The organism is Streptosporangium sp. NPDC023963, assembly GCF_040639135.1.
In the GTDB taxonomy this organism is placed as follows: Bacteria; Actinomycetota; Actinomycetes; order Streptosporangiales; family Streptosporangiaceae; genus Streptosporangium.
Genome location: NZ_JBEZZK010000008.1, coordinates 69,083 through 94,239 on the forward strand (window position 1 = coordinate 69,083; position 25,157 = coordinate 94,239).

At 71.0% G+C, this 25,157-nt stretch carries 24 protein-coding genes, 1 tRNA gene and 1 other RNA gene; 8 read left to right on the top strand and 18 right to left on the bottom strand.

Going from position 1 to position 25,157, the window contains the following annotated elements; translation table 11 throughout:
- Positions 1–72: 72 nt before the first annotated feature.
- Complete coding sequence (locus tag AB0F88_RS23935; protein WP_362687993.1) at positions 73–681, bottom strand: TetR/AcrR family transcriptional regulator; 609 nt, start codon at positions 679–681, stop codon at positions 73–75.
- Positions 682–949: 268 nt separating this feature from the next.
- The gene (locus AB0F88_RS23940) at positions 950–1,510 is read right to left on the bottom strand and encodes a GNAT family N-acetyltransferase (RefSeq protein WP_362687996.1); all 561 of its coding nucleotides are present in this window, start codon (positions 1,508–1,510) and stop codon (positions 950–952) included.
- A 160-nt stretch (positions 1,511–1,670) separates the two neighbouring features.
- Here AB0F88_RS23940 and AB0F88_RS23945 point away from each other — a divergent pair, with 160 nt between their 5' ends.
- Positions 1,671–2,240, top strand: coding sequence for a helix-turn-helix domain-containing protein (locus tag AB0F88_RS23945; RefSeq protein ID WP_362687999.1), 570 nt, complete (start codon positions 1,671–1,673; stop codon positions 2,238–2,240).
- Here the strand turns inward: AB0F88_RS23945 and AB0F88_RS23950 are convergent.
- Positions 2,149–2,841, bottom strand: a complete 693-nt coding sequence (locus AB0F88_RS23950; RefSeq protein WP_362688002.1) for a VC0807 family protein — start codon at positions 2,839–2,841, stop codon at positions 2,149–2,151. The genes AB0F88_RS23945 and AB0F88_RS23950 overlap by 92 nt on opposite strands.
- 188 nt (positions 2,842–3,029) lie before the next feature.
- Between AB0F88_RS23950 and AB0F88_RS23955 the strand changes: the two genes are divergently transcribed.
- Positions 3,030–3,986 (top strand): SURF1 family protein, encoded by a 957-nt coding sequence (locus tag AB0F88_RS23955; RefSeq protein WP_362688005.1) that lies wholly within the window; start codon positions 3,030–3,032, stop codon positions 3,984–3,986.
- A gap of 73 nt (positions 3,987–4,059) precedes the next feature.
- On the opposite strand, the gene AB0F88_RS23960 is transcribed toward AB0F88_RS23955, so the two are convergent.
- Positions 4,060–4,758 carry a hypothetical protein gene (locus AB0F88_RS23960; RefSeq protein WP_362688008.1) on the bottom strand — a complete coding sequence of 233 codons (699 nt, stop codon included), beginning with the start codon at positions 4,756–4,758 and terminating at the stop codon, positions 4,060–4,062.
- Positions 4,759–4,779: 21 nt separating this feature from the next.
- Complete coding sequence (locus AB0F88_RS23965) at positions 4,780–5,466, bottom strand: hypothetical protein (RefSeq protein ID WP_362688011.1); 687 nt, start codon at positions 5,464–5,466, stop codon at positions 4,780–4,782.
- Positions 5,467–5,512: 46 nt separating this feature from the next.
- Between AB0F88_RS23965 and AB0F88_RS23970 the strand changes: the two genes are divergently transcribed.
- Both AB0F88_RS23970 and AB0F88_RS23975 read left to right on the top strand, forming a co-directional pair.
- A complete protein-coding gene (locus tag AB0F88_RS23970) occupies positions 5,513–6,250 on the top strand; it encodes a tyrosine-protein phosphatase (RefSeq protein WP_362688014.1) in 738 nt (245 codons plus the stop codon).
- Positions 6,251–6,537: 287 nt separating this feature from the next.
- A complete protein-coding gene (locus tag AB0F88_RS23975; RefSeq protein ID WP_362688017.1) occupies positions 6,538–7,734 on the top strand; it encodes an amidohydrolase family protein in 1,197 nt (398 codons plus the stop codon).
- Between the two features lie 120 nt (positions 7,735–7,854).
- On the opposite strand, the gene AB0F88_RS23980 is transcribed toward AB0F88_RS23975, so the two are convergent.
- From AB0F88_RS23980 to AB0F88_RS23990, 3 genes are all read right to left on the bottom strand, one after another.
- The gene (locus AB0F88_RS23980) at positions 7,855–8,193 is read right to left on the bottom strand and encodes a YkvA family protein (protein WP_362688020.1); all 339 of its coding nucleotides are present in this window, start codon (positions 8,191–8,193) and stop codon (positions 7,855–7,857) included.
- Positions 8,194–8,287: 94 nt separating this feature from the next.
- Positions 8,288–9,703, bottom strand: a complete 1,416-nt coding sequence (locus tag AB0F88_RS23985; RefSeq protein WP_362688023.1) for an amidase — start codon at positions 9,701–9,703, stop codon at positions 8,288–8,290.
- 4 nt (positions 9,704–9,707) lie between these two features.
- Complete coding sequence (locus tag AB0F88_RS23990; protein ID WP_362688026.1) at positions 9,708–10,676, bottom strand: LLM class F420-dependent oxidoreductase; 969 nt, start codon at positions 10,674–10,676, stop codon at positions 9,708–9,710.
- 875 nt (positions 10,677–11,551) lie between these two features.
- On the opposite strand from AB0F88_RS23990, the gene AB0F88_RS23995 reads away from it, so the two are divergent.
- Entirely contained in the window at positions 11,552–11,701 is a 150-nt protein-coding gene (locus AB0F88_RS23995) for a hypothetical protein (RefSeq protein WP_362688029.1), read from the top strand.
- A gap of 108 nt (positions 11,702–11,809) precedes the next feature.
- Here the strand turns inward: AB0F88_RS23995 and AB0F88_RS24000 are convergent, their stop codons facing one another.
- Both AB0F88_RS24000 and AB0F88_RS24005 read right to left on the bottom strand, forming a co-directional pair.
- Positions 11,810–12,577 (bottom strand): hypothetical protein, encoded by a 768-nt coding sequence (locus AB0F88_RS24000; protein WP_362688032.1) that lies wholly within the window; start codon positions 12,575–12,577, stop codon positions 11,810–11,812.
- Positions 12,578–12,658: 81 nt separating this feature from the next.
- Positions 12,659–13,333, bottom strand: coding sequence for a TetR family transcriptional regulator (locus tag AB0F88_RS24005; RefSeq protein ID WP_362688035.1), 675 nt, complete (start codon positions 13,331–13,333; stop codon positions 12,659–12,661).
- Positions 13,334–13,928: 595 nt separating this feature from the next.
- On the opposite strand from AB0F88_RS24005, the gene AB0F88_RS24010 reads away from it, so the two are divergent.
- Entirely contained in the window at positions 13,929–14,783 is an 855-nt protein-coding gene (locus AB0F88_RS24010; protein WP_362688038.1) for a hypothetical protein, read from the top strand.
- 286 nt (positions 14,784–15,069) lie between these two features.
- Here the strand turns inward: AB0F88_RS24010 and AB0F88_RS24015 are convergent, their stop codons facing one another.
- The 5 genes from AB0F88_RS24015 to AB0F88_RS24035 form a co-directional block, all read right to left on the bottom strand.
- Positions 15,070–16,137, bottom strand: coding sequence for an aspartate-semialdehyde dehydrogenase (locus AB0F88_RS24015; protein WP_362688041.1), 1,068 nt, complete (start codon positions 16,135–16,137; stop codon positions 15,070–15,072).
- Positions 16,134–17,408 (bottom strand): aspartate kinase, encoded by a 1,275-nt coding sequence (locus AB0F88_RS24020; RefSeq protein WP_362688044.1) that lies wholly within the window; start codon positions 17,406–17,408, stop codon positions 16,134–16,136. Before AB0F88_RS24020 ends, AB0F88_RS24015 begins: the two co-directional genes overlap by 4 nt.
- 90 nt (positions 17,409–17,498) lie before the next feature.
- On the bottom strand, positions 17,499–18,032 hold the full coding sequence (locus tag AB0F88_RS24025; protein ID WP_362688047.1) for a DUF5063 domain-containing protein: 534 nt from the start codon (positions 18,030–18,032) through the stop codon (positions 17,499–17,501).
- On the bottom strand, positions 18,025–18,624 hold the full coding sequence (recR, locus tag AB0F88_RS24030) for a recombination mediator RecR (RefSeq protein WP_362688050.1): 600 nt from the start codon (positions 18,622–18,624) through the stop codon (positions 18,025–18,027). Before recR ends, AB0F88_RS24025 begins: the two co-directional genes overlap by 8 nt.
- Before the next feature lie 3 nt (positions 18,625–18,627).
- On the bottom strand, positions 18,628–18,981 hold the full coding sequence (locus AB0F88_RS24035; protein ID WP_329087916.1) for a YbaB/EbfC family nucleoid-associated protein: 354 nt from the start codon (positions 18,979–18,981) through the stop codon (positions 18,628–18,630).
- Between the two features lie 329 nt (positions 18,982–19,310).
- Between AB0F88_RS24035 and AB0F88_RS24040 the strand changes: the two genes are divergently transcribed.
- Positions 19,311–20,792: a GAF domain-containing protein gene (locus tag AB0F88_RS24040; RefSeq protein WP_362688053.1), complete on the top strand. Its 1,482-nt coding sequence runs from the start codon at positions 19,311–19,313 to the stop codon at positions 20,790–20,792.
- Between the two features lie 119 nt (positions 20,793–20,911).
- Here the strand turns inward: AB0F88_RS24040 and AB0F88_RS24045 are convergent, their stop codons facing one another.
- Together AB0F88_RS24045 and ffs are read right to left on the bottom strand one after the other, a co-directional pair.
- Positions 20,912–23,164, bottom strand: coding sequence for a DNA polymerase III subunit gamma and tau (locus AB0F88_RS24045; RefSeq protein WP_362688056.1), 2,253 nt, complete (start codon positions 23,162–23,164; stop codon positions 20,912–20,914).
- A gap of 30 nt (positions 23,165–23,194) precedes the next feature.
- An RNA gene (ffs, locus tag AB0F88_RS24050) (signal recognition particle sRNA small type) lies at positions 23,195–23,290 on the bottom strand.
- 108 nt (positions 23,291–23,398) lie between these two features.
- On the opposite strand from ffs, the gene AB0F88_RS24055 reads away from it, so the two are divergent.
- Positions 23,399–23,487: transfer RNA gene (locus AB0F88_RS24055), tRNA-Ser, on the top strand.
- Positions 23,488–23,960: 473 nt separating this feature from the next.
- Here AB0F88_RS24055 and AB0F88_RS24060 read toward each other — a convergent pair.
- The gene (locus tag AB0F88_RS24060; protein WP_362688059.1) at positions 23,961–25,079 is read right to left on the bottom strand and encodes an L-dopachrome tautomerase-related protein; all 1,119 of its coding nucleotides are present in this window, start codon (positions 25,077–25,079) and stop codon (positions 23,961–23,963) included.
- Between the last annotated feature and the right edge of the window lie 78 nt (positions 25,080–25,157).

Sequence of the window (25,157 nt, forward strand, 5' to 3'; positions counted from 1 at the left end):
AGGCGGCGCTCGAAGTGGCCGGGGACGGGGGGCGCTCGGAGTGGCCGGACGGGGACGGCGGACGAGCGGCGGTCAGGGGGTCTGCTGGGGGGCCTGCTGCCGCAGGCTCTGCCAGGCCGCCTCGCGCAGGCCGCCGATCTCCTCGGGGGTGGGCTGGTGCGCGCCGGCGAACCACAGGCGGCACATCTCGGTGGCCGGTCCCAGCCAGAGCACGTAGCACATCGTCGGGTGGACGGGCTGGAGCAGGCCGTCCTTCATGTGCGGGCGCCACCAGTCGGAGACCTTCCTGAAGAACGCCCTGCGCGACTCCGACACCTCGGTGCCGCCCGGCTCGTCGCGCCTGGGCGGCCGCTCGCTGATCAGCAGATGGGCCCGCTCGCGGTGCTCGCCGCACCAGGACATGTGCAGCGCGACGATGGCCTCGATGCCGCCCCGCGCGCTCTCGTGACGCTGGAGCTCGGCGAGGAAGGCGTCCTGGTACATGCGCAGGGTCTCGGCGTACAGGACGCCGAAGACGTGTTCCTTGCTGGCGAAGTGGTGGTAGAAACTGCCGACGCTGACGCCGCTCTCCTCACGGAGGCTGGCCAGCGTGGTGGCCGAGACCCCGTCCTGGCTGAATCGGCGCAGGGCACCCTCGACGATCCTGGTGCGGCCGTCGCGTCCGCTCTTGGCAGTCTTCACGGATCCCATGGTGGAGCAACAGAACCTTGTTCCGCAAACTGCCCGGGAAACAGCTTGGACCACGTCGATCGTACCGCCTTGATCCGGGGGCCGTATCGCCGCCCCGGATGACCGGTTCGGCGGCGTCGCCCCCGGGCCTCCGGTCCGGATCCTCCCCCCGGTACGCCCCCGCTGGGACCGTCCGCCGAGACCGCCCGGCGAGACCGTTCGACGAGACCGCTCGGCGAACCCGGGCGGGGCCGCGCGGGAACCGGCCCGGACGGCGGCGTTAGCGGAGAATCCTCGCGGTCACCTCGACCGTGCCGGAGGAGACGCGCATGGTCGCCTCCGGCCATGTCCTGCGGACCATCGCCAGGACCGTGCGGTTGTCCCCGAGCACGTCCATCCCCACCGTCCTGGCCCCCCTGGCCTCCGCGCGACGCATCAGCGTGCGGACGAGCCGGGAGCCCAGCCCCATTCCCTGCCACTCGTCGCCCACCACCACGGCGATCTCGACGTCGGCCTCCTCGCCCCGGTAGCTCATCGCGTGCCCGACGAGAAGGTTCCCGTGCACGGCGAGCAGGGCGTCGCGCCGCCCGTCCACCGTGAGCAGCGTTCTGACGAAGCTCGCGCTCGGACGGCCCATCCCGGCGAAGAACCTCCGCGTCTGGGTGCGGGGCGACAGTCCCCCGAGGAAGCGGCGAATCCCCTCCTCGTCGTCCGGCCGCGCGGGCCGGATCTCGACGGCGCCTCCGGGCACGGCCGCGACCTCCCCCGGCCCGGTCGCGACGTCACCGGACGTCCGCACGACGTCCTCGTACACGACCGGGGCGTCCCCGGGTCTCCGCACGTCCCCACATAAGGCCGGGGCGTCCCCGGGCGCCTGGACACCGCCAGGCGACACCACCTGAGTTCGCATCATGGACTCAGAGTCTCGCGAGACGGCTGAGTATGTCAACTAGACTTAGGGGTACGTTGGAGGTGCTGCGATGGCGACTTACGATTCGCACATGAATGAGGCGGCTCCCGGCAACCTGCCCCCGCGATTGGACAACTGCTCCATCGAACGCGCCCTGGGCGTCGTCGGCGAGAAGTGGACGTTCCTGGTGCTGCGCGAGGCGTTCGGCGGCGTGCGGCGCTTCGCCGACATGCAGGCCGCCACGGGAGCGCCCAGGCAGGTGCTCAGCGCCCGGCTGACCCGTCTGGTGGAGGAGGGACTGCTGCGCAAGGTCCCCTACCGCGAGCCCGGCCAGCGGCAGCGCGACGAATACCGGCTGACCCAGATGGGCCTCGACCTCTATCCGACCCTGGTGGCCCTGATGCAGTGGGGCGACCGGTATCTCAGCGACCACGAGGGACCGCCGGTGCTCGTCACCCACCGCGGCTGCGGCGCCCTGGTCGAGCAGCACTTCCGCTGCGCCGAAGGGCACGAGGTGGCCGGTCCGAGAGAGGTCACCCCGCGGCCCGGCCCAGGACTGCGCCTTCGGTCTACGGCCTCGGCGTCTCCAGGGCCGGCGTCCCCGGCTCCGGGCTCTCCGTCCCTCGCGTCTCCAACCTCCGCAGGCAGTGCCTCAGGCTGAGCACCGAGATCAGCCCCGCACCGCCGAGCAGCACCGCGACCGCGGAGGTGCGGACGAGGAGGTAGGTCTCCAGAGTCTGGCTGAGCAGCAGCCACAGGCTCAGCGCCCCGTTCAGCAGTTGCGCGCAGCCCCACAGCACCGACTGCGACACGAAGAAGCGACGCATCCGCGGATGCTCCGTCACCTGGTCGGGCAGCGGCACGAGATCGGCTACCACCCGCCGGATCAGCGGTCTCCGCAGCGGCGCGGTGAGCAGGAAGCCCATGCTCACGCAGAACACCCCGAGGCAGGGCTGCAGGAAGAACACGATGGGGTTGCCCGTCGCCACCGTCAGCACCACCCTGACGGTGATCGTGCCCGCCGCCAGCAGCAGCGTGCCGGGCGCCTCGCCGCCCTTGACCAGCCGCCAGGCGACGCCGCCGTAGACCCAGGCCGCCGCCACCGCCAGCGCGACGTTCGCGTTGGTGAAGATCAGAACGACGTAGAAGACGAGAACGGGAAGGATCATGCTCTCGAACACCCTGGGGGCGGCGTGCCGCAGCAGGGTCCCGATGCGGGGGAGTACGAGCGGAGCCGGGGGGGCGGGCATGAGCACAGTCATCAGGGGCGGGCTCCGGAGGTGGTGGAACATCCCGGGGGAAATCTCACCCGACCGTACGTGATGTCCGGAGTGTCCGGCGAGCTTTTCCATGACATCCGAGGATCGGGCGGTCCCGGGCACCTTACTACGCCCAAAGACGCGTCCGGCCCCCCTCAAAGGCGCACTCGGAGGACGGGGCGGTGCCCCCGGTGCCTACCCTTGATGACGTGTACCGGTTCCTGCTGACTCCCCGATGGCTGGCCCTCCACGTGGTGGTGCTGCTGGTCATCCCCGCTTTCGTGCTGCTCGGCCAGTGGCAGTTCGGGCGCTTCGAGGAGAGGTCCACCAGTAGCGACCAGATCACCGGCAACCTCCACGCCGCCCCCGTCGCGGTGGAGGAGCTCACCGCACCCGGCGGCACCGTCTCTACGCAGGACAAATACCGCACCGTCCTCACCAAGGGGACATACGACGCGAACGCCCAGCTCCTGGTCCGGCGCCGCGTCCAGGACAAGGCGGTCGGCTTCTACGTGCTGACCCCGCTGGTCACGGCGAACGGCACCGGCGTGCTGGTGAACCGGGGCTGGGTCAAGGCGGGCGGCACCGCCGACGCCCTTCCCGAGGTCCCGGCGCCGTCCTCGGGTGAGGTGACTGTCACCGGCAGGTTACGTCCCAGCGAGACCGAGGAGAGCTCGGGCATCCGTGACCGGGCGGGCCTGCCCGCGGGGCAGGTTCTGCTGATCAACACCGAGGCGATCGGGGCCCGCCTGCCGTACAAGCTCCTCGGCGGGTACGTCGAGCTGATCGAGCAGTCGCCGGCGGCCGCCGCCGCGCCCGCGCCCGTCCCCACGCCGGACGTCGGCGAGGGAGGCGGCCTCAACCTGGCCTACGGCGTGCAGTGGTGGCTGTTCATCGGCGTCGCGATCGGCGGCTGGGCGCTGCTGATCCGCAGGGAGGCCGCCGACCTCAAGGCGGCGGCCTCGGCACCGGCCACGACCGGCGGCCCGGATCCCGGCGCCACCTCCGAGCGGGATGAGCGCGGTGAGTCCGGTGAGTCCGGTGAGTCCGGTGAGTCCGGTGAGCGCGATGGATCCGGCGGGCCCGACGAGTCGCTGGACACCGCCCCGCGGGCCGCGGCGGCACCGGCGGAACGGGCCGGGTCCTGACCGGGAGCACCCCCGTAACACGGAACCCCTGAGGGCGGGAGCGCGGAGACGAGCCGTCAGGAGCTCGCCGGCACTAGCTGAGCACAAGGTTCAGAAGGTAACCGACGACCGACGTCAAGGCCGTGGAGAGCATTCCCAGCAGTATTCCCAGCAGGAAGCCCTCCCAGCCTCTCAGCCGCCCGCGCGGCGCGGGAACCCGTCCGGCCTCGAACCAGAACGGGCGGGGTTCGAGCAGGAGGAACAGGATCGCGCCGATCCACCCGGAACCGAGGATCCAGAACCAGGCCCACCGGTTGCCCAGCCGGGGTGTCGAGCCGAGCATGATCAGGAAAGTGAGCACCCAGGCCGCGATCGGCCACCCACCGTTGATGGGCGTCGGCAGCTCGAGGACCCACTGGGACCCGAGACTGATCTCCCTGGAGTCGCTCAGCTCGGTCACCCTGGCGCCGCTCCGGCCCAGATCGCCCTTGAGGTCCGCCATCGTGTAGGGGGGCGGTGCCGCCCCGAGCGTCTCGGCGTCGAGCTCGCGCCAGGTCAGCGGGCCCTCGACCCATCGGAGGTAACGGATCGCACCGTCCTGCTCGTCGTACTCGACGAGGGAGACGCGGTCGGCCGCGGCCGCGGCGCGGAACTCGGCCCGCGTCTCTGGCAGGGGCGCGCGGTTCAGCACGTTGATCAGGACGCCGAAAATCAGGATGATCAGGAGAACCGACCGGATGGTCAGCCCGACGATCCGCCAACCGCGACGGACCTCCAGCGCTTCAAGAGCCATACTCCATTTACTACTCGACGATCACGCGTTGACCATGGCCATGCCGAAAAGAAGCGCCACCGCGATCGCGAACCCGCGTGTCCCGTCGAGCCTGGCCGGCGCGGGCAGCGCCTCGTGCGGGTCCCGCCACAGGGGCCTCGGCTCCAGCAGGACGTAGAGCAGCGAGCCGCCGGTGAGGAACATCCAGAACCACGCCCAGCGGCTGGCGTAGCGGGGGTTCGGCCGGGCCAGCATGAGCAGCCAGGCCAGGATCTCCGCCGCCACCGCCACCGGGCCGAACGGCTCCCACCACCGCGCGTAGGCGGGCGAGCCCGCCAGGGCCCCGAAGCCCTCGGTGCGCACGATCTCCACGGAGGGATCGGCGGCGGCGCGCACCTGGGCCAGGAAGGCCTCCTGGCGGCGCTCCAGGGCCTCGGGGACCAGCCGGGTGGTCCGGGGGTCCCAGACGTCGTCGGGCTGGTCGAAACGGGCCTGGCTCCAGGAGAGCGGCCCGTGAGACCACGTCAGCGTGCCGTAGGCGGGCCAGTTGCGGTCGTAGACGACCTTGGTCACCTCGCCCGCCCGCAGGTCCGCCACGAGCTCCGCGGCGGGCCGCAGGGGAGGTGCCTGGTTGATGTGGACGACGACCGTGGACAGCGCGAGCACGAACAGCAGTGCCACCCGCACGGCGTACGGGATGTCATCCCGTGCCGGAATCGCCACTCGCATCCCTGCCCCCATCACGCGAGACCCACCGCTGGATAGGTTAGAGGGCGTGATCCGGCATATCGAGTTCGCGCGGCTGTACAACTTCCGCGACGTGGGCGGCTACCGGACGGACGGCGGGATGGAGGTGCGCTGGCGGCGGCTCTACCGCTCCGCCTCGCTGCACATGCTCGCCGACGACGACCTCGACCGTTTCCACGCGCTCGGCGTCCACACCGTGATCGATCTGCGCCATCCCGACGAGGTGGCGCGTCGCGGCCGTGCCCCGCAGGGGCCGGGCTACCACAACCTCCCGGTCGAGCACCGCAGGTGGGACACCGCCGGCGACTACCACCCCGACGCCGGGGTCGCCAGGTTCTTCGCCGACCGCTACCTGGAGGTGGCCCAGGACGGGCACGCCGAGCTCAGGAGCGCGCTGGAGGTGATCGCCGAGGCGGACAACGCGCCCGTGGTGGTCCACTGCGCGGCGGGCAAGGACCGCACGGGGCTGCTGGTCGCCCTGGTCCTGCGGCTGCTGGGGGTGTCCGAGGAGGATGTGGTCGCCGACTACGCGCTGACCGGGCTGTGCAAGCCCCAGATGGTCGCGTACTGGGAGAAGGAGCATCCGGGGGAGCCCCGGTGGGCGGGGTTCGGACAGGCGCCCGCCGAGGCGATGCGCCTCTTCCTGAGCGAACTGGGCCCGGTACGGGACTACTGCCTGCGGACCCTGGGCGTGGACGAGAGCGTTATGTCCGCTCTTAAGAATCATCTTTTGAAAAATCCTGATATTGAGGCGATCTCTGGGTAGGCGCCCTCTCAGGGCCCGCCATGGGCAGCACCCTCCGGCGGGCCCGCCCCCCCGGGGCCGCCTTACCCCCCTACGGTGGCCCCGGGGCCCACCCGCCCGCCCGGCCGCCTGCCGAAGACGTCACGGCGAGCATCGCGGGAGACGTGGGAGGCGTCGTGGAGGCATCGTGAAGGACGTCACGGCGAGCATCGCGGGAGACGTCGCGAAAGACGTCGTGGGAGACAGAGATACCAAGCGGAGACCTTGCGGCTTGATGAGTGTTATTCCAGCGGAATACGGTTGACCGTGTGACTACGCCGCTGCTCCCCGACCCCGAGCCCAGGCGGCGGGACTATGTGATCATCTCAGCCGACGACCACCTGATCGAGCCGCCCGACATGTTCGACGACCGGCTCCCGGAGAAATACGCCGACAAGGCGCCCAAGGTGGTCGAGACCGACTCCGGTCACCAGGTCTGGCGTTACGGCGGGGCCACCTACCCCTGCGCCGGGCTCGACGTGGGCGCCGGCCTGCCCCGCGAGCAGTGGACGCTCGACCCGGTGCGGTTCGAGCACATGCGTCCCGGATGCCACGACGTCGAGGCCCGGATCGAGGACATGGACCGCGCCGGCGTCTGGGCCGCGCTCTGCTTCCCCGGGATGCTGGCCGGGCAGTCGGGCATGGTCTTCGCCAAGACCCGTGACCAGGAGCTGGGCCTGTCGGTGCTGCGCGCGTGGAACGACTGGCACGTGGAGGTCTGGGCGGGCACCTACCCGGAGCGGATCATCGCCCTGCAGCTGCCCTGGCTGACCGACCCCGAGGTGGCCGCCAAGGAGATCCGCGACAACGCGGCGCGCGGGTTCAAGGCGGTGCTCTTCCCCGAGTTCCCCACCCGGCTGCGCCTGCCGTCCATCCACAGCGACCACTGGGACCCGTTCTTCCAGGCGTGCGAGGAGACCGGCACCGTCGTCTGCCTGCACGCCGGTGCCGGTTCCTGGGCCCCGGTCCCGTCTCCGGACACCCCGATCGAGGCGATCACCACGTTGATGCCGGCGAGCGCCATGTTCGCCTGTGCCGACTGGCTCTGGTCGGGCATCCCGCTGCGCTTTCCCGCGCTGCGGATCCTGATCGTGGAGGGCGGCGTGGGCTGGCTGCCGATGCTGGCCGAGCGGGCCGACTACGCGCTCGACCACCCGGTGGCGGGAGAGGCCTCGTGGGAGGGTGGCCTGAAGCCCAGTGAGGTGCTGCGGAGAAACTTCTTCTTCGGCACGCTCAACGACCACGCCCTCTCCGGGGTGCGGCTCGCCGTCGGGCTGGAGCACGTGCTGCTGGAGAGCGGCTACCCGCACTCCGACTCCACCTGGCCCGACACCCAGCAGGCCGTCGCGACGAACCTGGGCAGCCTGCCGCCCGCCGACATCGCCCGGGTGGCCTACGGCAACGCCGCCCGCCTGTTCGGCCACCCGCTGCCCTCGCGTGCCTGGCTCAGGATGGAACAGATCTGACCGTCCGCGCGCCCGGCCCGGGAAGGGCCCATGGGAACCCGCTCGAGTGGGAACCCGCTCGAGTTCCCCGCCCGGGACGGAGCGGCCCTGACGCGGCCCTGACCCGCTCGCGCCCTCGGCTCAGGGCCGAACGGACCTGACCCGCTCGCGCTCCCAGTCGACGTAGCGCCCGCCCTCGCCGAGCAGGGAGCCCATCAGCCAGAGGAACACGCCGAAGTCGTCGGCCACCCCGAGGAGAAGCAGGAAGTCGGGGACGACGTCGATCGGCGAGATGATGTAGAGCACGCCGAGCCCCATCATCGCCAGCTTGCCCTTGCCCATGCCGGAGTACTCCCCGCGCATGACCGCGCCGACCATCCTGGGGAGGGCCCGCAGACGAGCGCCGAGACCGGGCGAGCCCGGCTTCGTCACGTCCTTGTACGTCCGCCACGCCTGCGCCGCGCGCGCCGCCTTCGCCATGGAATCCTCCTCGGAACCACGTTCGCCTGGCGGCGTACTACCCCGCCGCCTCACGATATAACGCGTGGCTTCCGGACAGGGTTCCCGAGGCCGGTCAGCGCATCGCCGCGTGCCGGAAGGGGCGTTCCTCCTCGATCTGGGCGGCCACCCGGACGAGCAGGTCCTCCCGCCCCGCGGCGGCGACCAGCTGCACCCCCACCGGCAGTCCGTCCGCGGTGTGGTGCAGCGGCAGGGAGATCGCGGGCTGCCCGGTGGCGTTGACGGGCGAGGTGAACGACACCGCCTGGTTGGTACGGCCCCGCGAGGTGCTGACGTCGTCGGGAGGCAGCCAGCCGAGGTGGAAGGGCGCCACCCCCAGGGACGGCATGAGCAGCAGGTCGTGCGACTCCCACCAGGCGGCCATCCGCCGCCTGAACCCGTCGATCCAGTCGCGCGAGGTCACGTAGCCGACCGCGCCGAGCCCACGGCCCGCCGCCGCCAGGATGCGGTTGCGCGTCTCCAGCTCGCCGAGCTCGACGGGCCTGCCGCGCCAGCGCCCGATGTCCTCCACGTCGGCGGCCACGTGTGCGGCGACGATCGTGCCGAAGTGCGAGGCGAAGCCGTCCTCGGCGAGCGCGGCAGGCCCTCCCCGCTCGACGTCGTGGCCCAGCGCCTCCAGCAGCCTGGTGGCCCCGGTGACCGCGGCCACCAGGTCCGGGTCGGACGGGACGTCCCCGCCGGGGTGCTCGGTGAGGAAACCGATCCGCAGCCGCCCGGGGTCCGCCCCGACCTCCTCGGCGAGCGGGCGCCTCCAGGCGGGCGCGCCGTACGGGTCGCCCGGCATCGTCCCGGCGATCACGTCGAGGGTCGCCGCGCCGTCCCTGACCGTACGGCAGAGCAGGCCCGCGACCGAGAAGCCCGCCCAGGGCTCGCCTCCGGAGGGACCGGAGCTGACCCTGCCCCTGCCGGGCTTCAGCCCGACCAGCCCGCACATGCTCGCCGGGATCCGGATCGACCCGCCGCCGTCGCTGGCCGTGGCCACCGCGACCATGCCCGCCGCCACCGCCGCCGCGGACCCGCCGCTCGATCCTCCGCTGCTGTAGCGGAGGTCGTACGGATTACGGGTGGGACCGAACGTCACCGGTTCGGTGGTGATCGCGGTGCCGAACTCCGGGGTGTTGGTCCGGCCCAGGATCGTGAACCCCGCCCGGCGCAGCTTGGCCACCGCGTAGCCGTCGCGCTCGGCGCGCATCCCGTCGAGGGCGCGCGACCCCGCGCCGTACGGCTCCCCCGCCATGGTCCAGCCCAGGTCCTTCAACAGCGTCGGCACGCCCGCGAAGGGGGCGTCGGGGTCGGCCTCGCCCGCCTCGGCCAGTGCCCGCTCGAACCTGCGGTGGACGACCGCGTTGATCGCGCCGTCGTGCGCCTCGATCCGCGCGATCGCCGCCTCGGCGAGCTCCCTCGGGGAGACCTCTCCCTTCCTCACGGCCCGCGCCTGTCCGAGCGCGTCGAGCTTCAACAGGTCGTGCAAGGGGTCACTCCTCGACAGGGGCCAGATCTCGTACGGCCTGGGCGATCGGGACCCCGCCCACGGGGATGGGGGCAAGGATCGGAGTGTTCAGACCGTTGTCCACATACTCCCGGATCCTGGCCCGGCACGTGGCCGCGTCGCCGTGCACGATGAGCTCGTCCACGACCTCGTCGGGGATGGCCTTGAGCGCCGCCTGCCGGTCTCCGGCCGCCCAGGCCTCGTGCATCGGCCGCAGCACCTCGCCGCGTCCCAGCCAGTCGTGGAAGGCGGCGTAGACCGGGACGGTCAGGTAGCCCGCGAGCATGCGGCGGCCGAGCTCGCGAACCTTCTCCGCGTCCTCGCTGACGCACACGAACAGCCGGGCGATCAGCTCGGTCTCCGGGCCGACCTCGGCCCTGACCTTCCGCACGTCGCCGGGCGAGAGCCAGTTGGTGATCGCGCCGTCGGCCTCCTCGGCGGCCAGGCGCAGCATGCGGGGGCGCAGCGCGGCGAGCACGATCTTCGGCGGGATCTTGGGGGCGCGCTCCAGCTTGAAGCCCTTGACCTCGAACGTCTCGTACCGCTCGGTGACCTTCTCACCCGCGAGGGCCGTGCGCAGGAAACGCAGGGTGTCTCTGGTCCTGGCGAACGGCTTGACGAACTCCCCGGCGTTCCAGCGCTCCACGATGGCCGGGGAGGAGGCACCGATGCCCAGGACGAAGCGCTCGGGGGCGAGGTCGGCGAGCGTGGCGGCGGACATGGCGAGCAGGCCGGGACCGCGGGTGGAGACCGGGACGATCGCGCTGCCGAGCCGCATCTCCGGGGCCCATTCCGAGGCCATCGCCAGGGGTACGAAGCCGTCGACGCCGTTGACCTCGGCGGACCAGGCGTCGGTGTAGCCGAGTCCTGGCAGCTCGGCGATCAGATCCCTGGAAGCGGCCAGCGAACGGTCGTAGAAGGGGATCGTCATACCCCAGCGTGGGCCCGTGGTCATGTGCCGCCTCCGTGTCGGTGCTCGCCGCCGGGGACCTTTCCCCAGAACGATGTTCTGATGTAGCTTGCCGCACCCGCTCGGGGCGCCGTCAAGAGCTCGACCGTACCAACCGGACGGTATGTCAGAAAAGAATGATCTCCACCGACCGGCTGCTTACCGCCTCATCACTTTCCGTATGATGTTAGAAACTTTACGTGACGAAGCATCGGCGGAGGAACCAACGACGGGGCCGGCTCGGCGGGGCGGTCCTCGCGACCTGCATGGCGGCCCCCGTTCTGGCCGGGACACATCCCCTCGCGGCGGAAGGCGGCTCGGGGCCGCCCCCGGGGGTCTCGCACGCGGCCCTGAGCCTGGCCTCCGGCCGATCGGCGCTCCCGGAGCCCGAGCGGTCATCCCCGGCCTCCCCGGCGCCGGACCACCGGCCGAAGCCGGAAACCGGCCATTCGGCCGCACTGAAACCCGAACCGGACTACCCGACCGCGCCCCCGCCGGGGGCGGACGACCGGAAGGTCCCCTGGTGGCACTGGTGGAACTGGTGGAAGCCCGCGTCAGACCATCCGGCGGACCTCCCGGCCAAGCCGAAGCCAGAGCCGAAACCCGAACCGAAGCCAGAGCCGAAACCAGAACCAGAGCCGAAACCGAAACCCGCGCCGGAGCCGGAGCCGAAACCGGAACCCGCGCCCGAACCCGCGCCCGAGCGGCCGGCTCCCACCGTTTCCGCCCCTCCCGCCCCTCCCGCCCCGGAGCCTTCCGCACCTCCCAGGCCCCGCGTCCCGGTGCCCCCGCCCGTTCCCGCCCCCGTTCTCGAAGTCGTCACGCCGACGCCGACGCCGAGCCGGAGCCGCACGCCCCGGCCCAGGGCGACGCCCTCCGGCGTGCCCCCTCTCCTGCGGCAGCGGCTGGTGCTCGATCGCTACGCCGAGCGGCGCAAGGGCACCGACAGAAGGCTGGTCCTCCTGGTGATGTTCACCGGCGTGATCTCGGTCGCCGCGGTCACCGCCCTCAACCGCAGGGGCCGCGGATGATCCGGGCGGCACGGACGGCGAAGCCCGCCGGCGGGACATCCACCGGCGGGCTTCCGGGCCGCCCTGCGCGCCAGGCCGCGGCCTGATCGCCGAGGAGGGCGAGGAGGGCTACGGCTGGGCGGGGAATTGGCCGTCGATCTGGTCGTACTGCCGCTGCGCGGCCTTGAACGCGTCGGGCTCGACGGCGCCGAGCCCGCTGAACGGATGGCTGATCAGGATGATGAAGCAGATGCCGACGACGACCACCCCCGCCCGGACCACGTCCGCGATGATCGACGAGGTCGTGGGCCGCACCCCGAGCGTCCAGGGCAGCGCGATCACCAGCAGTCCGGAGATGATCATCAAGATCACGAAGGTGCTCTCCAGGCCGGTGCTCGCGTCGTCACCCCGCACGATGCGGGCGTGGGAGACCTCGGAGATCCGGTCGAGCGCGGCCTGCTGGAGGTTCTTGCTCTCGTCGCCGAGCGGGCGGAGCCTGAGCACCGTGGCCCGCATGTCCGCGAGGATCTGGCCGGGGAGCGGGGACATCTCGCGCCCGGCCATGAGCGGCCAGTCGAGGTCGATGCTCTGCGCGGTGTACTGCCGGATCTGGGAGCGGACGGGTACCGCCTCGGGGATGGGCGCGACCGACCAGTACATCTCGGTGAGGCTCTCGGCCTCGGCCTGGACGTCGGCGTCCGACACCGAGAGCCCGTCCCGGCACAGGACCGCGGCGTAGGCCAGCACCAGCAGGTAGACGGCGAGGGCGAGATTGGCGGAGAAGTCGACGGACGACGAGACGTGCTCGCCGTCCTCCCGCCCCTTCCTTCTGAGGACGCGGAACGCGATCAACATGATCGCGACGGACACCACCACCAGCACGGCTACCCAACCCATGGGACTCCCTCGAAACCGTCATCGAATCAACTACACAGGGTAATCAGATCGATACGGTTGTTCATGGGGTTCCGCCGGGATTCACTCGCGAAGTTCGTGAACCCCCGCGATGAAGTCACGGGCGACCCCGCGCAGGCCGGGCAGGTGCGAGAGCCCCACCAGGCGGTCCACCAGCGGCACGGTGAGGTCGATGAACCGGTGCGTCCTGCGGCATCCCTCCGACTCGTCGTGCACCCAGAACAGGACGACGCCCATGGACATCAGCCAGAGCAGCTCGGGCAGCTCGGCGCGCAGCTCGCTGTCCATGCGGTCGGAGGACCCCTCCACGACCCGCCGGTAGATCGCGATCGACGCCTCCCTGGAGGGTGAGGACTCGGCGCTGAAGGGGTTGAGCGGGTTGTTCGGCTCGGCCGCGTGCTTGAAGAACTTCACCGCGAACTCGTGGTACGGCTCGGAGACCCGCACCCACTCCCGCAACACCCCCGCCAGCCGCGCGGCGAACCGGTGCTCGGCGGCCAGCAGCTTCTCGCACGCCGCCTCGTGCTCGGCCTGGGCCCGGTCGTAGTACGCCTGGACCAGGATCTCCTTCGAGGCGAAGTAGTAGTAGGCGTTGCCCACCGACACCCCGGCCTCGGCGGCGATGGCCCGCATGGTGGTCGCCTCGTACCCCCGCTCGCGAAAAAGACGCAGGGCCGTCTCCACGATGGCCTCACGGGTCTTGTCCGATCCACGGGTTCTCGGGGGCGGCTCGGTCATGGGGTGCTCGTTACCTGTCGATCGGAGCTGGGAGAACGGGCTCATCTGGTCTTTCTCCACTGAACGAACCCTAGATCATCCGTCCCGCACCACCGGGGATGAGCCTCAGTGAACGACCCTAAGCGCGCCACATGGCCCTCGCCACTCATATCCGTGATTGCTCCGCCACTCTCGATGCCGCCCTGCCCCGCGCCGTCCGCCAAGGACGTGACGATGGTGCCGTACGCGGCAAATACCGACATGTCGCCTATCTCTGGAACTGCCGTCTCAGCAGGTCATCGAGCCGCCCGATCATTCCCACTACCGGGCAAAAATCACTCTTCGTGAGGGATCATCCGGGTTCGGGAGTGGGATTGATCCTTTTGGCGGAAGGGCTCCCACGACAAGGGATACATAAATGGGGACATGTCCCTGTAGACAGCGGGCTGCCCGGTTTACCGCCGGAGCACTGCTCGCTCTGCAGCTATCTTTCATCGCATCGGCCCCGCACCACAGCGCGACCGCGGAAAGCGGGAACGCGTCGGCCGGCGCCGCGATCGTGAGCCGGCCCGTCGCGGCCGGCCCGGCGGAAGGACGCCGGTCCACGATCATCGGAGTGTACGACATCGGCACCCTGGAAACCGCCGGGCGCCGCATGCGGGAGCTGTGTCACCCGGCGGCCGCTCAACCGGGCCGGGAGAGCGCGGTTCCTCTCCGGCCGGAGGACGCCGCTCCCGCGGACACGCCGCCGCGGTCCACCGAGACCACCGCGACCGCCGCGCGGACACGGACCGCCACCCTGGCGGGCGCACCCCGTGAACAGGCGGCCCCCCGACCGCCTGAGACCACCGCGCGAACGCGGACCGCCGCCCTGGCGAGCGCACCCCGCGAACAGGCGGCCCCCCGGATCCCGCAGACCACCCCCCAGACCCCCGGGAAAGCACGGGCGTTCCAGGCCCAGGGAAGCGTGCAGGCCCCTCCGGCCGCCGCCACCTCGGGGGAGAAGGCTCCCGCCGCCCTCGAGAAGCCGGCCGAGGCCCACCCTCCCCAGGCGCAGCAGGCCCGGCAGCCCACGCGGCTCCAGCAGACGGACGCCAAGCGGCTCCTGCGGGCGGCGGGCCTGCGCTGGACCTCCTCGGGTAAATGCGCGAACCGCCAGGGGCGGAACTGCACCTCGCTGGAGGCCGTACGGTCCGCGACCGTCTCCAGCGCCATCGAGCTGAAGCGGCGCAGCGGCTGTCCCCTCGTCGTCACCGGTGGCACCGAGGTGGGCCACGCCCCCGGGCCCTACAGCCACTACGCGGGCTACAAGCTGGACATAAAGCCCAACGCCTGCATCAACCGCTACATCACGAAGAACTATCCGGCGCAGGGGGTACGAGGGGACGGAGCCCGCCTGTACGGCCAGTCGGCGACGTCGGGCCCCCTCTTCGCCCGCGAGGCGGACCACTGGGACATCCTCTTCCGCTGACCCGGCGGAGCACCCGGCCACGCGGGGGCACGGGCCCTCGATCCGTGATCAGGCGGGATCGCCGGCCCTCGGTCCGGGAGTGCACGGGGCCACCGATCCTCGATCCACGACCACGCGGGATCACCGCTCCTCGAAGTGCCCGTCCTCGGCCTTCCCGCCGTCGCGTGGACCCCACCGCCCCGGCGTCCGCGCCCCCGCGACCGCGAGGGCCGTACGGCGGCGTGGCGTCATCGGACACCACGCCGCCGTACGGCCCTGGAGAAACCCCGGAGAAACCCCGGAGGAACTACGCGAACTCGGCCGCGACCAGTTCGGCGATCTCCGCCGCGTTCAGGGCCGCGCCCTTGCGGAGGTTGTCACCGCAGACGAACAGGTCGAGGGTGTTGGGGAAGTCGAGCGCCTGGCGGACCCGGCCCACGTAGGTGGGGTCGGTTCCGACGACGTCCGCCGGGGTCGGGAAGACGCCGTTGGCCGGGTCGTCCATGACGACCACGGTCGGAGCGGCCTCGAGGATCCGGTGGGCGTCGGCGACGGTGATCTCACGCTCGAAGGTCGCGTGCACGGCCAGCGAGTGGGTGGTGATCACCGGGACGCGGACGCAGGTCGCGGAGACCTTCAGGTCACCGATCCCGAGGATCTTCCGCGACTCGTTGCGGAGCTTGATCTCCTCGGAGGCCCAGCCGCCGTCCTTGAGCGAACCCGCCCACGGCACGACGTTGAACGCCACCGGCGCGGGGAACGGCGACTCCTCGTCCCCGAGCTTGTTCTGCAGGGCCTTGCGCACGTCACCGGCGGTCTGCCCGACCGTGCGGTCACCCGCCAGGGCCTCGACCTCGTCGTAGAGGCGGGCCGAGCCCGCCACGCCCGCGCCGGAGACCGCCTGGTACGAGGCGACCACCAGCTCGCGCAGGCCGTACTCCCGGTGCAGGGCGCCCATCGCGGCCATCATCGACAGGGTCGTGCAGTTGGGGGTGGAGATGATCCCCAGCGGCCTGGTGCGCGCGTCCTGCGGGTTGACCTCCGGCACGACCAGCGGAACCTCGGGGTTCATCCGGAAGGTGCCCGACTTGTCGATGACGACGGCACCGCGCTCGGCGGCGATCGGCACCCAGGTCGCGGAGACCTCGTCCGGCACGTCGAAGATCGCGATGTCGACGCCGTCGAAGACCTCGGGGGTCAGCTCCTGGACGACGAGGTCCTCGCCGCGGACCCGCAGGACCTTGCCGGCCGAGCGGGCGGACGCGACGAGCTTGATGTCGCCGTAGACGTCCTCGCGGTTGGAGATGATGTCGCGCATCACGGTGCCGACGGCACCGGTCGCGCCGATCAGGGCAAGGGTGGGCTTGCGGCTCATCGCCCGCTACCTCCGTAGATCACGGCTTCAACCTGGTCCGCGTCGAGATCGAACGCGCGGTGCGCGGCGCTGACCGCCGTGTCCACCTCGTCCTGCCCGACGATCACCGAGATGCGGATCTCCGAGGTGGAGATCATCTCGATGTTCACCCCCGCGTCGGCGAGGGCGGCGAAGAACGTCGCGGTGACGCCGGGGTGCGAGCGCATGCCTGCCCCGATCAGCGAGATCTTGCCGATCTGGTCGTCGAAGAGCAGCGACTCGAAGCCGATGCGCTCCTGGATCTTCTTCAGCGCGGTGAGCGCGGCCGAGGCGTCACTCGTGGGCAGCGTGAAGGAGATGTCCGTCCGGCCGGTCGTCGCCGCCGACACGTTCTGCACGATCATGTCGATGTTGATCTCGGCGTCGGCGAGCGTTTTGAAGATCGTCGCAGCCTCACCGACCTTGTCGGGCACCCCGACAACGGTGATCTTGGCCTCGCTCCGGTCGTGCGCGACGCCGGAGATGATCGGCTGCTCCATCTCTGTTCCTTCGCTGTCGGGGTCGGAGACGACCCACGTGCCTTCCTTGGTGCTGAACGAGCTTCTGACGTGGATCGGCAGGCTGAAACGGCGAGCGTACTCGACACAGCGCAGGTGCAGGATCTTCGCACCGCACGCCGCCATCTCCATCATCTCGTCGTACGAGATCTTGGGGATCTTGCGGGCGGCCGGGACGATGCGGGGGTCGGCGGTGAAGACGCCGTCCACGTCGGTGTAGATCTCGCACACGTCGGCGTTCAGGGCGGCGGCGAGCGCCACCGCCGTGGTGTCGGAGCCGCCCCTGCCGAGCGTGGTGATGTCCTTGGTGTCCTGCGAGACGCCCTGGAACCCGGCCACGATCGCGATCTGGCCGCCGTCGAGCGCCCCGCGGATCCGGCCGGGCGTCACGTCGATGATGCGCGCGCGGCCGTGCGAGGAGTCGGTGATCACGCCGGCCTGGGACCCGGTGAACGAGCGCGCCTCCTGGCCCAGGTTGGCGATCGCCATCGCCAGCAGCGCCATCGAGATGCGCTCACCCGAGGTGAGCAGCATGTCGAGCTCGCGGCCCGGTGGAAGCGGCGAGACCTGCTGGGCGAGGTCGAGCAGCTCGTCCGTCGTGTCGCCCATGGCAGAAACGATCACCACGACGTCGTTGCCGGCTTTTTTCGTCGCGACGATCCGCTGCGCGACCCGCTTGATGCAGGACGCGTCGGCGACGGACGAACCACCATACTTCTGAACAACGAGCGCCACGAGATGTCTCCGAAGCAATCTAGGGCTGTGGAGCTCACAGTCTACTGGCGCCCTCGCTGAGGCCTTCTGATCAAACCAGTATGTGGACGATCACACCGTTGTGCGCTCCTCGGCGACATCGAGTCGCGTGTGGGCGACAAGCGCCTGAAGTGCGCGCATCGCCGCTCCGGCGTGGTTGCCCCAGGTGTTGAAGTAGGAGTACTGCCACCACCAGAGCGCCTCCAGGGGGCGCCCCGCCCTGTGGTGCCTCAGGCCGTGCAGGAGGTCGGCGGCCACCGCCGTCAGGTCGTCCGACAGGCGGTACGGGGTGACCCCGGTGTCCTTGTAGGGGTCGAAGACCTCGGCGTAGTCGTCGACCGGCCCCAGCCGCTCGGCGAGGGCCGTACGGACGACGTCGACGTCCGGGTCCTCGCCCAGGTGCGGCTCCCAGTTGCCCGACAGGATCACGTCCTGGCTCGCGCCGAGCTGCGCGCCGGCCGAGCTGACCTGCGCGACCTCCACCAGCAGCAGCGGCAGGATGGCGTCGCCGCCCTCACCGCCCGCCAGGCGGGTCAGGCCGTCGATGTAGTTCTTGGCGTGCTCCGCGATCCGTTCCGCGAGAGCGCTCCACGCATCGTCAGACATCAAGGAGCCTTCTTCCTTCGAACGCGCGGCCCAAGGTGACCTCGTCCGCGTACTCGAGGTCACCGCCTACCGGCAGACCGCTGGCCAGTCGTGTCACTTTCAGTCCCATCGGCTTGACCAGACGGGCGAGATAGGTCGCCGTCGCCTCCCCTTCGAGGTTGGGGTCGGTGGCGAGGATCAGCTCGGTGACCTGACCGTCCGCCAGGCGGGTCATGAGCTCCCGGATGTTCAGGTCGTCGGGGCCGACGCCGTCGATCGGGCTGATCGCCCCGCCGAGGACGTGGTACCGGCCCCGGAACTCGCGGGTCTTCTCGATGGCCACGACGTCCTTCGACTCCTCGACGACGCAGATCACGTGGAGATCGCGCCTGGTGTCGCGGCAGATCCGGCACTCCTCCTCCGCGGCGACGTTGCCGCAGACCCGGCAGAAGCGGACCTTCTCCTTGACCTCCAGCAGAGCGTGCGCGAGCCGCTTCACATCGGCCGGCTCCGCGGCCAGCAGGTGGAACGCGATGCGCTGCGCGCTCTTGGGACCGACTCCGGGAAGCATCCCCAGCTCGTCGATCAGGTTCTGGACGACCCCTTCGTACATGACCTAGAACCCGGGAAGCTGGCCGAGCCCGCCCCCGCCGCCCAGCCCCTGCGCGAGGGGACCGAGCTTCTCCTGCTGCAGGTCGGCGGCGGCGCGCACGGCGTCGCGGATGGCTGCGATGACCAGGTCGGCGATGGTGTCGGCCGTCTCCTGGGGGTCGCCGGGGTCCACGGCCTCGGGACTGATCTTGAGTTCGAGCAGCTCGCCCCCGCCGTTGACCGTGGCCACGACAAGTCCGCCGCCCGCGGAGCCCTCGACTTCCGCGTCGTTCAGCTCCTGCTGGGCGCTCACGAGCTGCTGCTGCATGAGCTGTGCCTGCTCCAGCAGCTGCTGCAGGTTGACATCCCCTGGGTTCACCGTCGTTGTGCTCCTCGTCCGTGACATCGGTCGTCACGAGCCTACGGGGTTCGGGCCGGGTGTTGTACTGCAGCGAGCACGCGTTCCCCCAGTATGGGGATTAAACCCCCGTCGGGCCCCGGGCCCCCCTCCAGACGTCCGAGACCCGACGCGACACGCGCCGGAGCGGCCGCACACGACAGCGTGTGATCGGAAGATAGCCCTCCGAAGGTTGCACACACGTTGCGATCATTCACTCACCCTTCGCACACCCTCTTTGGCCGAACGGGTTGCGGGCGGGGGTCTCGACCGTTGATGCTTCGGCCATCGGCTCTATTCCGGGGGGATATGTGCGCGACAGCCACCGGGGAGCTGTCCAGGCGGCCGATCTCGACTCCTACTCCTCACGACTGCGACGCCTGCACGAGGCGCTGATCAGGGGCGAGCGGCCGGCGGGCGAGGGACCCAGGAGCGTGATCTCCGCGTCGTGGCGGCGGTCCCTGGACGCCGGGGTCGACCCCGACGCCAGGTCGGCCCCCCTCGCCTTCGAGGGCGAGGACATCCGCGAGGTCCGCTCGGCGCACCCGATGAGCAGGCTTCTGCCGATCATCACCGGGACCCTCCTGGAGGCCGTCGACGCGGACGACCAGATCCTGCTCGTCACCGACGCTCGCGGCAGGGTGCTCTGGCGCGACGGCAACCACCGGACGATGGAGAGCGCCGACGAGGTGGGGCTGGCCGACGGCTTCGACTGGAGCGAGGGCGCGTTCGGGACCAACGGCCCGGGCACCGCGCTCGCCACCCGGCGGCCCCTGCACGTCTTCTCCGCCGAACACCTGGTCAGGGCGCTCCACTTCTGGTCGTGCTCCGCCGCGCCGATCGTCGACCCCGACAGCGGCGACCTGCTGGGCTGTGTCGACATCAGCGGTAGGACGCGCTCCATGCACCCGGCGAGCGTCGCCCTCGTCGAGGCCGCGGCCCGGCTGGCGGAGAGCCACCTCACGCTGCGCATGCTCGAACGCGACGAGCGGCTCAGACGCCGTCACGAGCGGCACCTGAGCGCGCTGCGCGGCGAGCCGGGCGCCCTGGTCACCACGACCGGGCGGATCATCGCCGGTGACGACACACGCCAGTGGGCTCCGCGCATACGCCTGCCGGAGGCGGGCGACCGGGTGATCCTGCCCGACGGGCGGAGCGCCTTCCTGGAGGTCCTCGGCGACGACGGCTTCCTGCTCCGCCTCGCGGGCCCGGCCAGGAGGCCGGTGCTCGCCCTGTCCTTCCTCGGCGCCGAGCACCCCTCGGCGCACCTCGACGGGGTCCGCCTGGCGCTCTCCCTGCGCCACGCCGAGATCCTCGCGATGCTCGCCCTCAACCCCCGCGGGATGACCGCCGCCCAGCTCTCCTTCCACCTGTACGGCGACGCGGGGAACCCGGTGACCATCCGCGCCGAGATCCACCGCCTCCGCACCCAGCTCGGCCGTACGATCGCCGCCAAGCCGTACCGCCTGGCCTGCGTGGTGGAGGCCGACTTCCTGGAGCTCAAGCGGCTGCTCGCGGGCGACGGGGCCGCCCCGGTCGCCCGCGCCTACCGCGGTCCGCTGCTGCCCCGCTCCGAGGCGCCCGCCCTGCGCCTCGAACGCGAGGAACTGGAGGGGCAGGTGCGGGCCCGGCTGCTGCTGCGGGGAGGTCCCGAGGACCTGTGGGCCTACGCGGAGACCGAGCACGGCAGGAACGACATCCAGATCCTCGAACGCCTCGTCACGGCGCTGCCCCGCCACGACCACCGCGCGGTGGCCGCCCGGATCCGTCTCAGCGGAGTCGACCTGCCCTGAGCCGGCCGTACCGGCGGGCCCGGGACCTCGCCGGGCGCGGCCTCGCCGGACGGCGCCTCGTCAGGCGAGGCCTTTGAGACGAGACCTGTCGGGCGAGGTCTTTCAGGTGGTGCCGGCCGTCAGGTGTGGTCGATCTCGCCGATGACCTGGCCGCCCAGCTCCCGCTGGAGGAGGGCCATGCCGGTGAGCGCGTCGACGTCGGCGTCCGCGTCGTTGAGCGGGTCGACCTCGTCGGTGTCGGGGGTGGTGCCGCGGGCGCCGCGGGCGGGGATCGCGTCAGGCCAGGCCGCCGCCTTGGCGCCGGTCTTGACCGCGGCCTTGGGCCCGGCCTGGGCCGCCGCCCTGGCCGCCGAGCGGGCCGCGGCCAGACCGGGGCTCGGCATGGAGCTCGGCGGGGGAGGCGAGCCGGGGTCCTCCGGCAGGGGGGCGTCCGGCCAGGACTCGTCCGTCGCTGGCGGCCCCTGCCTGGGCGTGGCCTCCCGCGAGTCCACGGGCGCGGGCGACGGCCCGGGGGCGGGCGCCTGGGGCGGAGACTGCGGGGTCTGTGCCTGCGGGGCCTGTGCCTGCGGGGCCTGGTTCTGGGGCGCGGGGTGCTGGGGAGCCGGGGGCTGCCTCGGAGCCGGGGGGCGGCTCCCGCCCGAGGGAGCGGGCCCGCCGCCGACGACGGCCTCGACCTTCCAGGTGCCGCCCAGGACCTCCTGCAGCACCGCCGCGACGACCGCGTCCTTGCCGCCGCCGGTGAAGTTCTTCATCGCGCCGACCTGGGCGAACCCGAGGGTGACGATCTTGCCTTCGACCCCGACGACCTGGGCGTTGGTGTTGACGTTGGCCCACACGACGATGCTGCGCCGCTTGAGCGCCGCGAGCACCTGGGGCCACGCCTGCTGCACGGCCCCGGCACCCGAACCGGACGCCGGCGCCGTGTCGACCGGCGTGGACGTGCCGGGAGCCTGCTGGACCGGGGCCGGTGCCTGCTGTCCCTGTGCCTGCTGCCCCTGGGCCGGTGCGCCGGGCCTGACCGCCACGGGCCAGTCGTCGCCCTGGCCGCCGGACCGCTCGGCGGGCGCGGCAGGCATGGCGGGCGCGACGACGGGTGCCTCCGCCTGCGGCGGGGGGGCCGCGTGCACCGCGGGCGTGGGAGCGGGAGCCTGGTACGGGAGGGACGCGGGAGCGGGAGCCTGCTGCGGGAGGGACGCGGGAGCGGGAGCCGCGACGACTCCCCCCCTCTCCAGCCGCTCCAGGCGGGTGAGCAGCGCCGCCTCACCCTGGGCGGCGCCGGGAAGGAGGATCCTGGCGCACATCAGTTCGAGCAGCAGCCGGGGCGAGGCCGCCCCGCGCATCTCGATCAGGCCGGCGTTGAGGATCTCCGCCGCGCGGGTCAGCTCGGCCGGGCCCATCGAGGCCGCCTGGACCTGGAGCCGTTCCAGCTCGTCGCCGGGCCTGTCGAGCAGCCCGCTGGTGGCCGCCTCCGGCACGTTGGCCAGGATCACCAGGTCGCGGAAGCGCTCCAGCAGGTCCATCGCGAACCGCCGGGGGTCGTGACCGCCCTCGATCACCCGGTTCACGACCTGGAACACCAGCGCCCCGTCACGACCGGCGAAGGCCGCGACCACGTCGTCGAGCAGGTCCCCGTCGGTGTAGCCGAGAAGGGAGACCGCGCGGGCGTACGTGATGCCCGCCTCGTCGGAACCGGCGAACAGCTGGTCGAGGATCGACAGCGAGTCGCGGGCCGAACCCGCGCCCGCCCGGACCACCAGCGGGAGCGCGGCGGGTTCGAACGGGACCTTCTCCGAGGTGAGGATCTCCTCCATGAGCGCGCGCAGCGCGGCCGGGGGGATCAGCCGGAAAGGGTAGTGGTGGGTCCGGGACTTGATCGTCCCGATGACCTTCTCCGGCTCGGTGGTCGCGAAGACGAACTTCAGGTGCGGGGGAGGCTCCTCGACGAGCTTGAGCAGCGCGTTGAAACCCTCGCGGGTCACCATGTGCGCCTCGTCGATGATGTAGATCTTGAAGCGCGACGACACCGGCGCGAAGAAGGCCCGCTCGCGCAGGTCGCGGGCGTCGTCCACGCCACCGTGGGAGGCGGCGTCGATCTCGATGACGTCGAGGTGGCCGGGGCCGGTGGGCGCCAGCGCCACACAGGACTCGCACTCCCCGCACGGGTCGGGGGTGGGGCCCTTCTCACAGTTCAGGGAGCGGGCCAGGATGCGCGCGCTGGACGTCTTGCCGCATCCCCTGGGTCCGCTGAACAGGTAGGCGTGGTTGATGCGCCCGCTGCGCAGCGCCTGGCGCAGCGGATCGGTGACGTGCTCCTGCCCCTTGACCTCGGCGAAGGTCCCGGGCCGGTACTTGCGGTACAGCGCAAGACTCATGCGGCGATCCCACCTGCGAGGGGTCTCAAACGAAGAGACCCCTCGCACACCCGCCAGAGCCCGCTTATCCTTGCTGCCTTCCGGCCCTGGGGAGGTTCACAGGATGACGCCGCGCGAGGGGTCGGCCCCCAGTCTAGCCTCAGATCCGAGTGGTCGGTATCGGAAAAGATCAGAGTGTTCGGTGTCGGAAATTAATGGTCCGTGCCGCTCCGAAAGTTGGGTAAGCTTCTCCACGGAGGATTCGCCTAGTTGGCCTAGGGCGCACGCTTGGAAAGCGTGTTGGGGGCAACCCCTCAGGAGTTCGAATCTCCTATCCTCCGCCAGCCGTAACACGAAAGCCCGCTCCGTCTCGGAGCGGGCTTTCGTGCGTCAGGGTCTCGGTTGGCCTGTTCGGAGGGGTTCTCTCCCCCGTCCGGCGCGTCCGCCGGGTTGGCCGGGACAGTGATCCACCGATCCCGGACCGGGACTGGTCGCGCTGCTCAGGCCGCGGCATGTTCGGGACATGTGATCCCCAGCCATGGCAGGAGCAAGGTAGGACGATCGACGGCTCGTGGCTCTCCTGCACGAACATGCCGCTCAAGGGCTGGGGCAACTACCTATGACGTCTCTTTTCCCCGCAGTGGCCTCAGTCGGGGCTTGGCACCTCGGCCGCACCCATGTGCGTTCGACTTCCTCTCGCATGTGAGCCGCCTCGGCCGAACGCTCCAGCCGCGATAGGTGGACGCCGAGCAGTCGAGCCCCGTTCAACCCCGGTCCGGAGGGATCGGCTGCACCTGCCGGCCCACATGGTCGTCGTTCAGCGCAGCCGGACGGAGCCGGCGTCGATCGGTGTGCGAAACAGCGCGTAGGGATAGCGGCGCAGGTCTTGCCCGTTCTGGTAGGCCGCCTGCCGGTGGAGCTGATTGGAGGTGACGTAAAGATAACTCTGGGCGACCGACATGGTGTCGGGCCACAGCAGTCTCGGGTCGTGCACGAGAGTCTCGAAGGTTCCGTCCGGGAGGCGGCGCATGATGGCGTTGTGCTCCCAGTTCGTGATGTAGACGCGTCCGGCGTCGTCGGTTTCCAGGCCGTCGGCCGAGCCACCCTTGTCTCCTTCGTCCGTGACCGTGACCGCCACCTCCTCCTCGCTGACCGAGCGGTCGGCCAGGGCGTCGGCCGACACGCTGTACAGGTGTCGTGACATGAGCGGGCAGTAGAACAGCCGTTTGCCGTCGGCCGAGATGGCAATGCCGTCGGCGCCCATCAGGACCGGCTTGGGCGGGCCGTCCTTCGGGCGTTCCATGAAGACGCGACCCTCGACGATCGGCAGGTAGCCGGGCGGCCTTTCCGCCTTGGTACTGGGGTGATCGTCCAGTCGCCGCCAGGCCTGTCCGGTCGCCAGGTCCACCACGACGATGGCGTTGGGACCGTTGCCGGAGGAGTCGGTGATGTAGGCGACGCCCTCGGTCGCCTTGCGCAGGTCGAAGCGGACGTCGTTGAGGTAGGAGGTGCTCGGCGCCACGTCGGGTTCGAAGGCGATGACCCGAACCACGGTGTCGCTCCGCAGGTCCACGCAGACCAGCTTGGGGCCGCCCGGTTCGGTCGGCTTGAACAGCGGACTGCCGGTGTCCAGGATCCACAGACGATCGGCTGGATCGACCACCACGCTCTGCACCGACACCAGCCGCTCGAACAGGTCGCCGGACCTGGCGTTCCATGCCCGGTCCGGGAACGGCACGGCCTTGCCGTCACGCAGCTCGGCCACGGTGGCGGCGACGTCATCGCCCCACAGCGGGTAGTTGATGAAGATCCGGCCGGCGTGCGACACGGTGACGCCGGTCGGCATCGGGCCTTCCTCGAAGGCGTGCACCAGCTCCAGCACACCGAGCGTCCGGTCGGTCTGCTCTCTGATGTTCTCGTGGTCGTTCGCCGTCATGACACCGTTCCCCTTACTCAGGATTAGTTGTGCTCCGCCACGGAGCGTCACGGAGTCCTGGGGGCGACACCGCGGCGC

Bases quoted from the DNA above. Each gene is read 5' to 3' on its own strand.
- AB0F88_RS23945 (WP_362687999.1), top strand. From the start codon at position 1,671: ATGAATGAGGCGGCTCCCGGCAACCTGCCCCCGCGATTGGACAACTGC.
- AB0F88_RS23950 (WP_362688002.1), bottom strand. From the start codon at position 2,841: ATGACTGTGCTCATGCCCGCCCCCCCGGCTCCGCTCGTACTCCCCCGC.
- AB0F88_RS23960 (WP_362688008.1), bottom strand. From the start codon at position 4,758: ATGGCTCTTGAAGCGCTGGAGGTCCGTCGCGGTTGGCGGATCGTCGGG.
- AB0F88_RS23965 (WP_362688011.1), bottom strand. From the start codon at position 5,466: ATGCGAGTGGCGATTCCGGCACGGGATGACATCCCGTACGCCGTGCGG.
- AB0F88_RS23980 (WP_362688020.1), bottom strand. From the start codon at position 8,193: ATGGCGAAGGCGGCGCGCGCGGCGCAGGCGTGGCGGACGTACAAGGAC.
- AB0F88_RS23990 (WP_362688026.1), bottom strand. From the start codon at position 10,676: ATGACCACGGGCCCACGCTGGGGTATGACGATCCCCTTCTACGACCGT.
- AB0F88_RS24000 (WP_362688032.1), bottom strand. From the start codon at position 12,577: ATGGGTTGGGTAGCCGTGCTGGTGGTGGTGTCCGTCGCGATCATGTTG.
- AB0F88_RS24005 (WP_362688035.1), bottom strand. From the start codon at position 13,333: ATGACCGAGCCGCCCCCGAGAACCCGTGGATCGGACAAGACCCGTGAG.
- AB0F88_RS24015 (WP_362688041.1), bottom strand. From the start codon at position 16,137: ATGAGCCGCAAGCCCACCCTTGCCCTGATCGGCGCGACCGGTGCCGTC.
- AB0F88_RS24025 (WP_362688047.1), bottom strand. From the start codon at position 18,032: ATGTCTGACGATGCGTGGAGCGCTCTCGCGGAACGGATCGCGGAGCAC.
- recR (WP_362688050.1), bottom strand. From the start codon at position 18,624: ATGTACGAAGGGGTCGTCCAGAACCTGATCGACGAGCTGGGGATGCTT.
- AB0F88_RS24045 (WP_362688056.1), bottom strand. From the start codon at position 23,164: ATGAGTCTTGCGCTGTACCGCAAGTACCGGCCCGGGACCTTCGCCGAG.
- AB0F88_RS24060 (WP_362688059.1), bottom strand. From the start codon at position 25,079: ATGACGGCGAACGACCACGAGAACATCAGAGAGCAGACCGACCGGACG.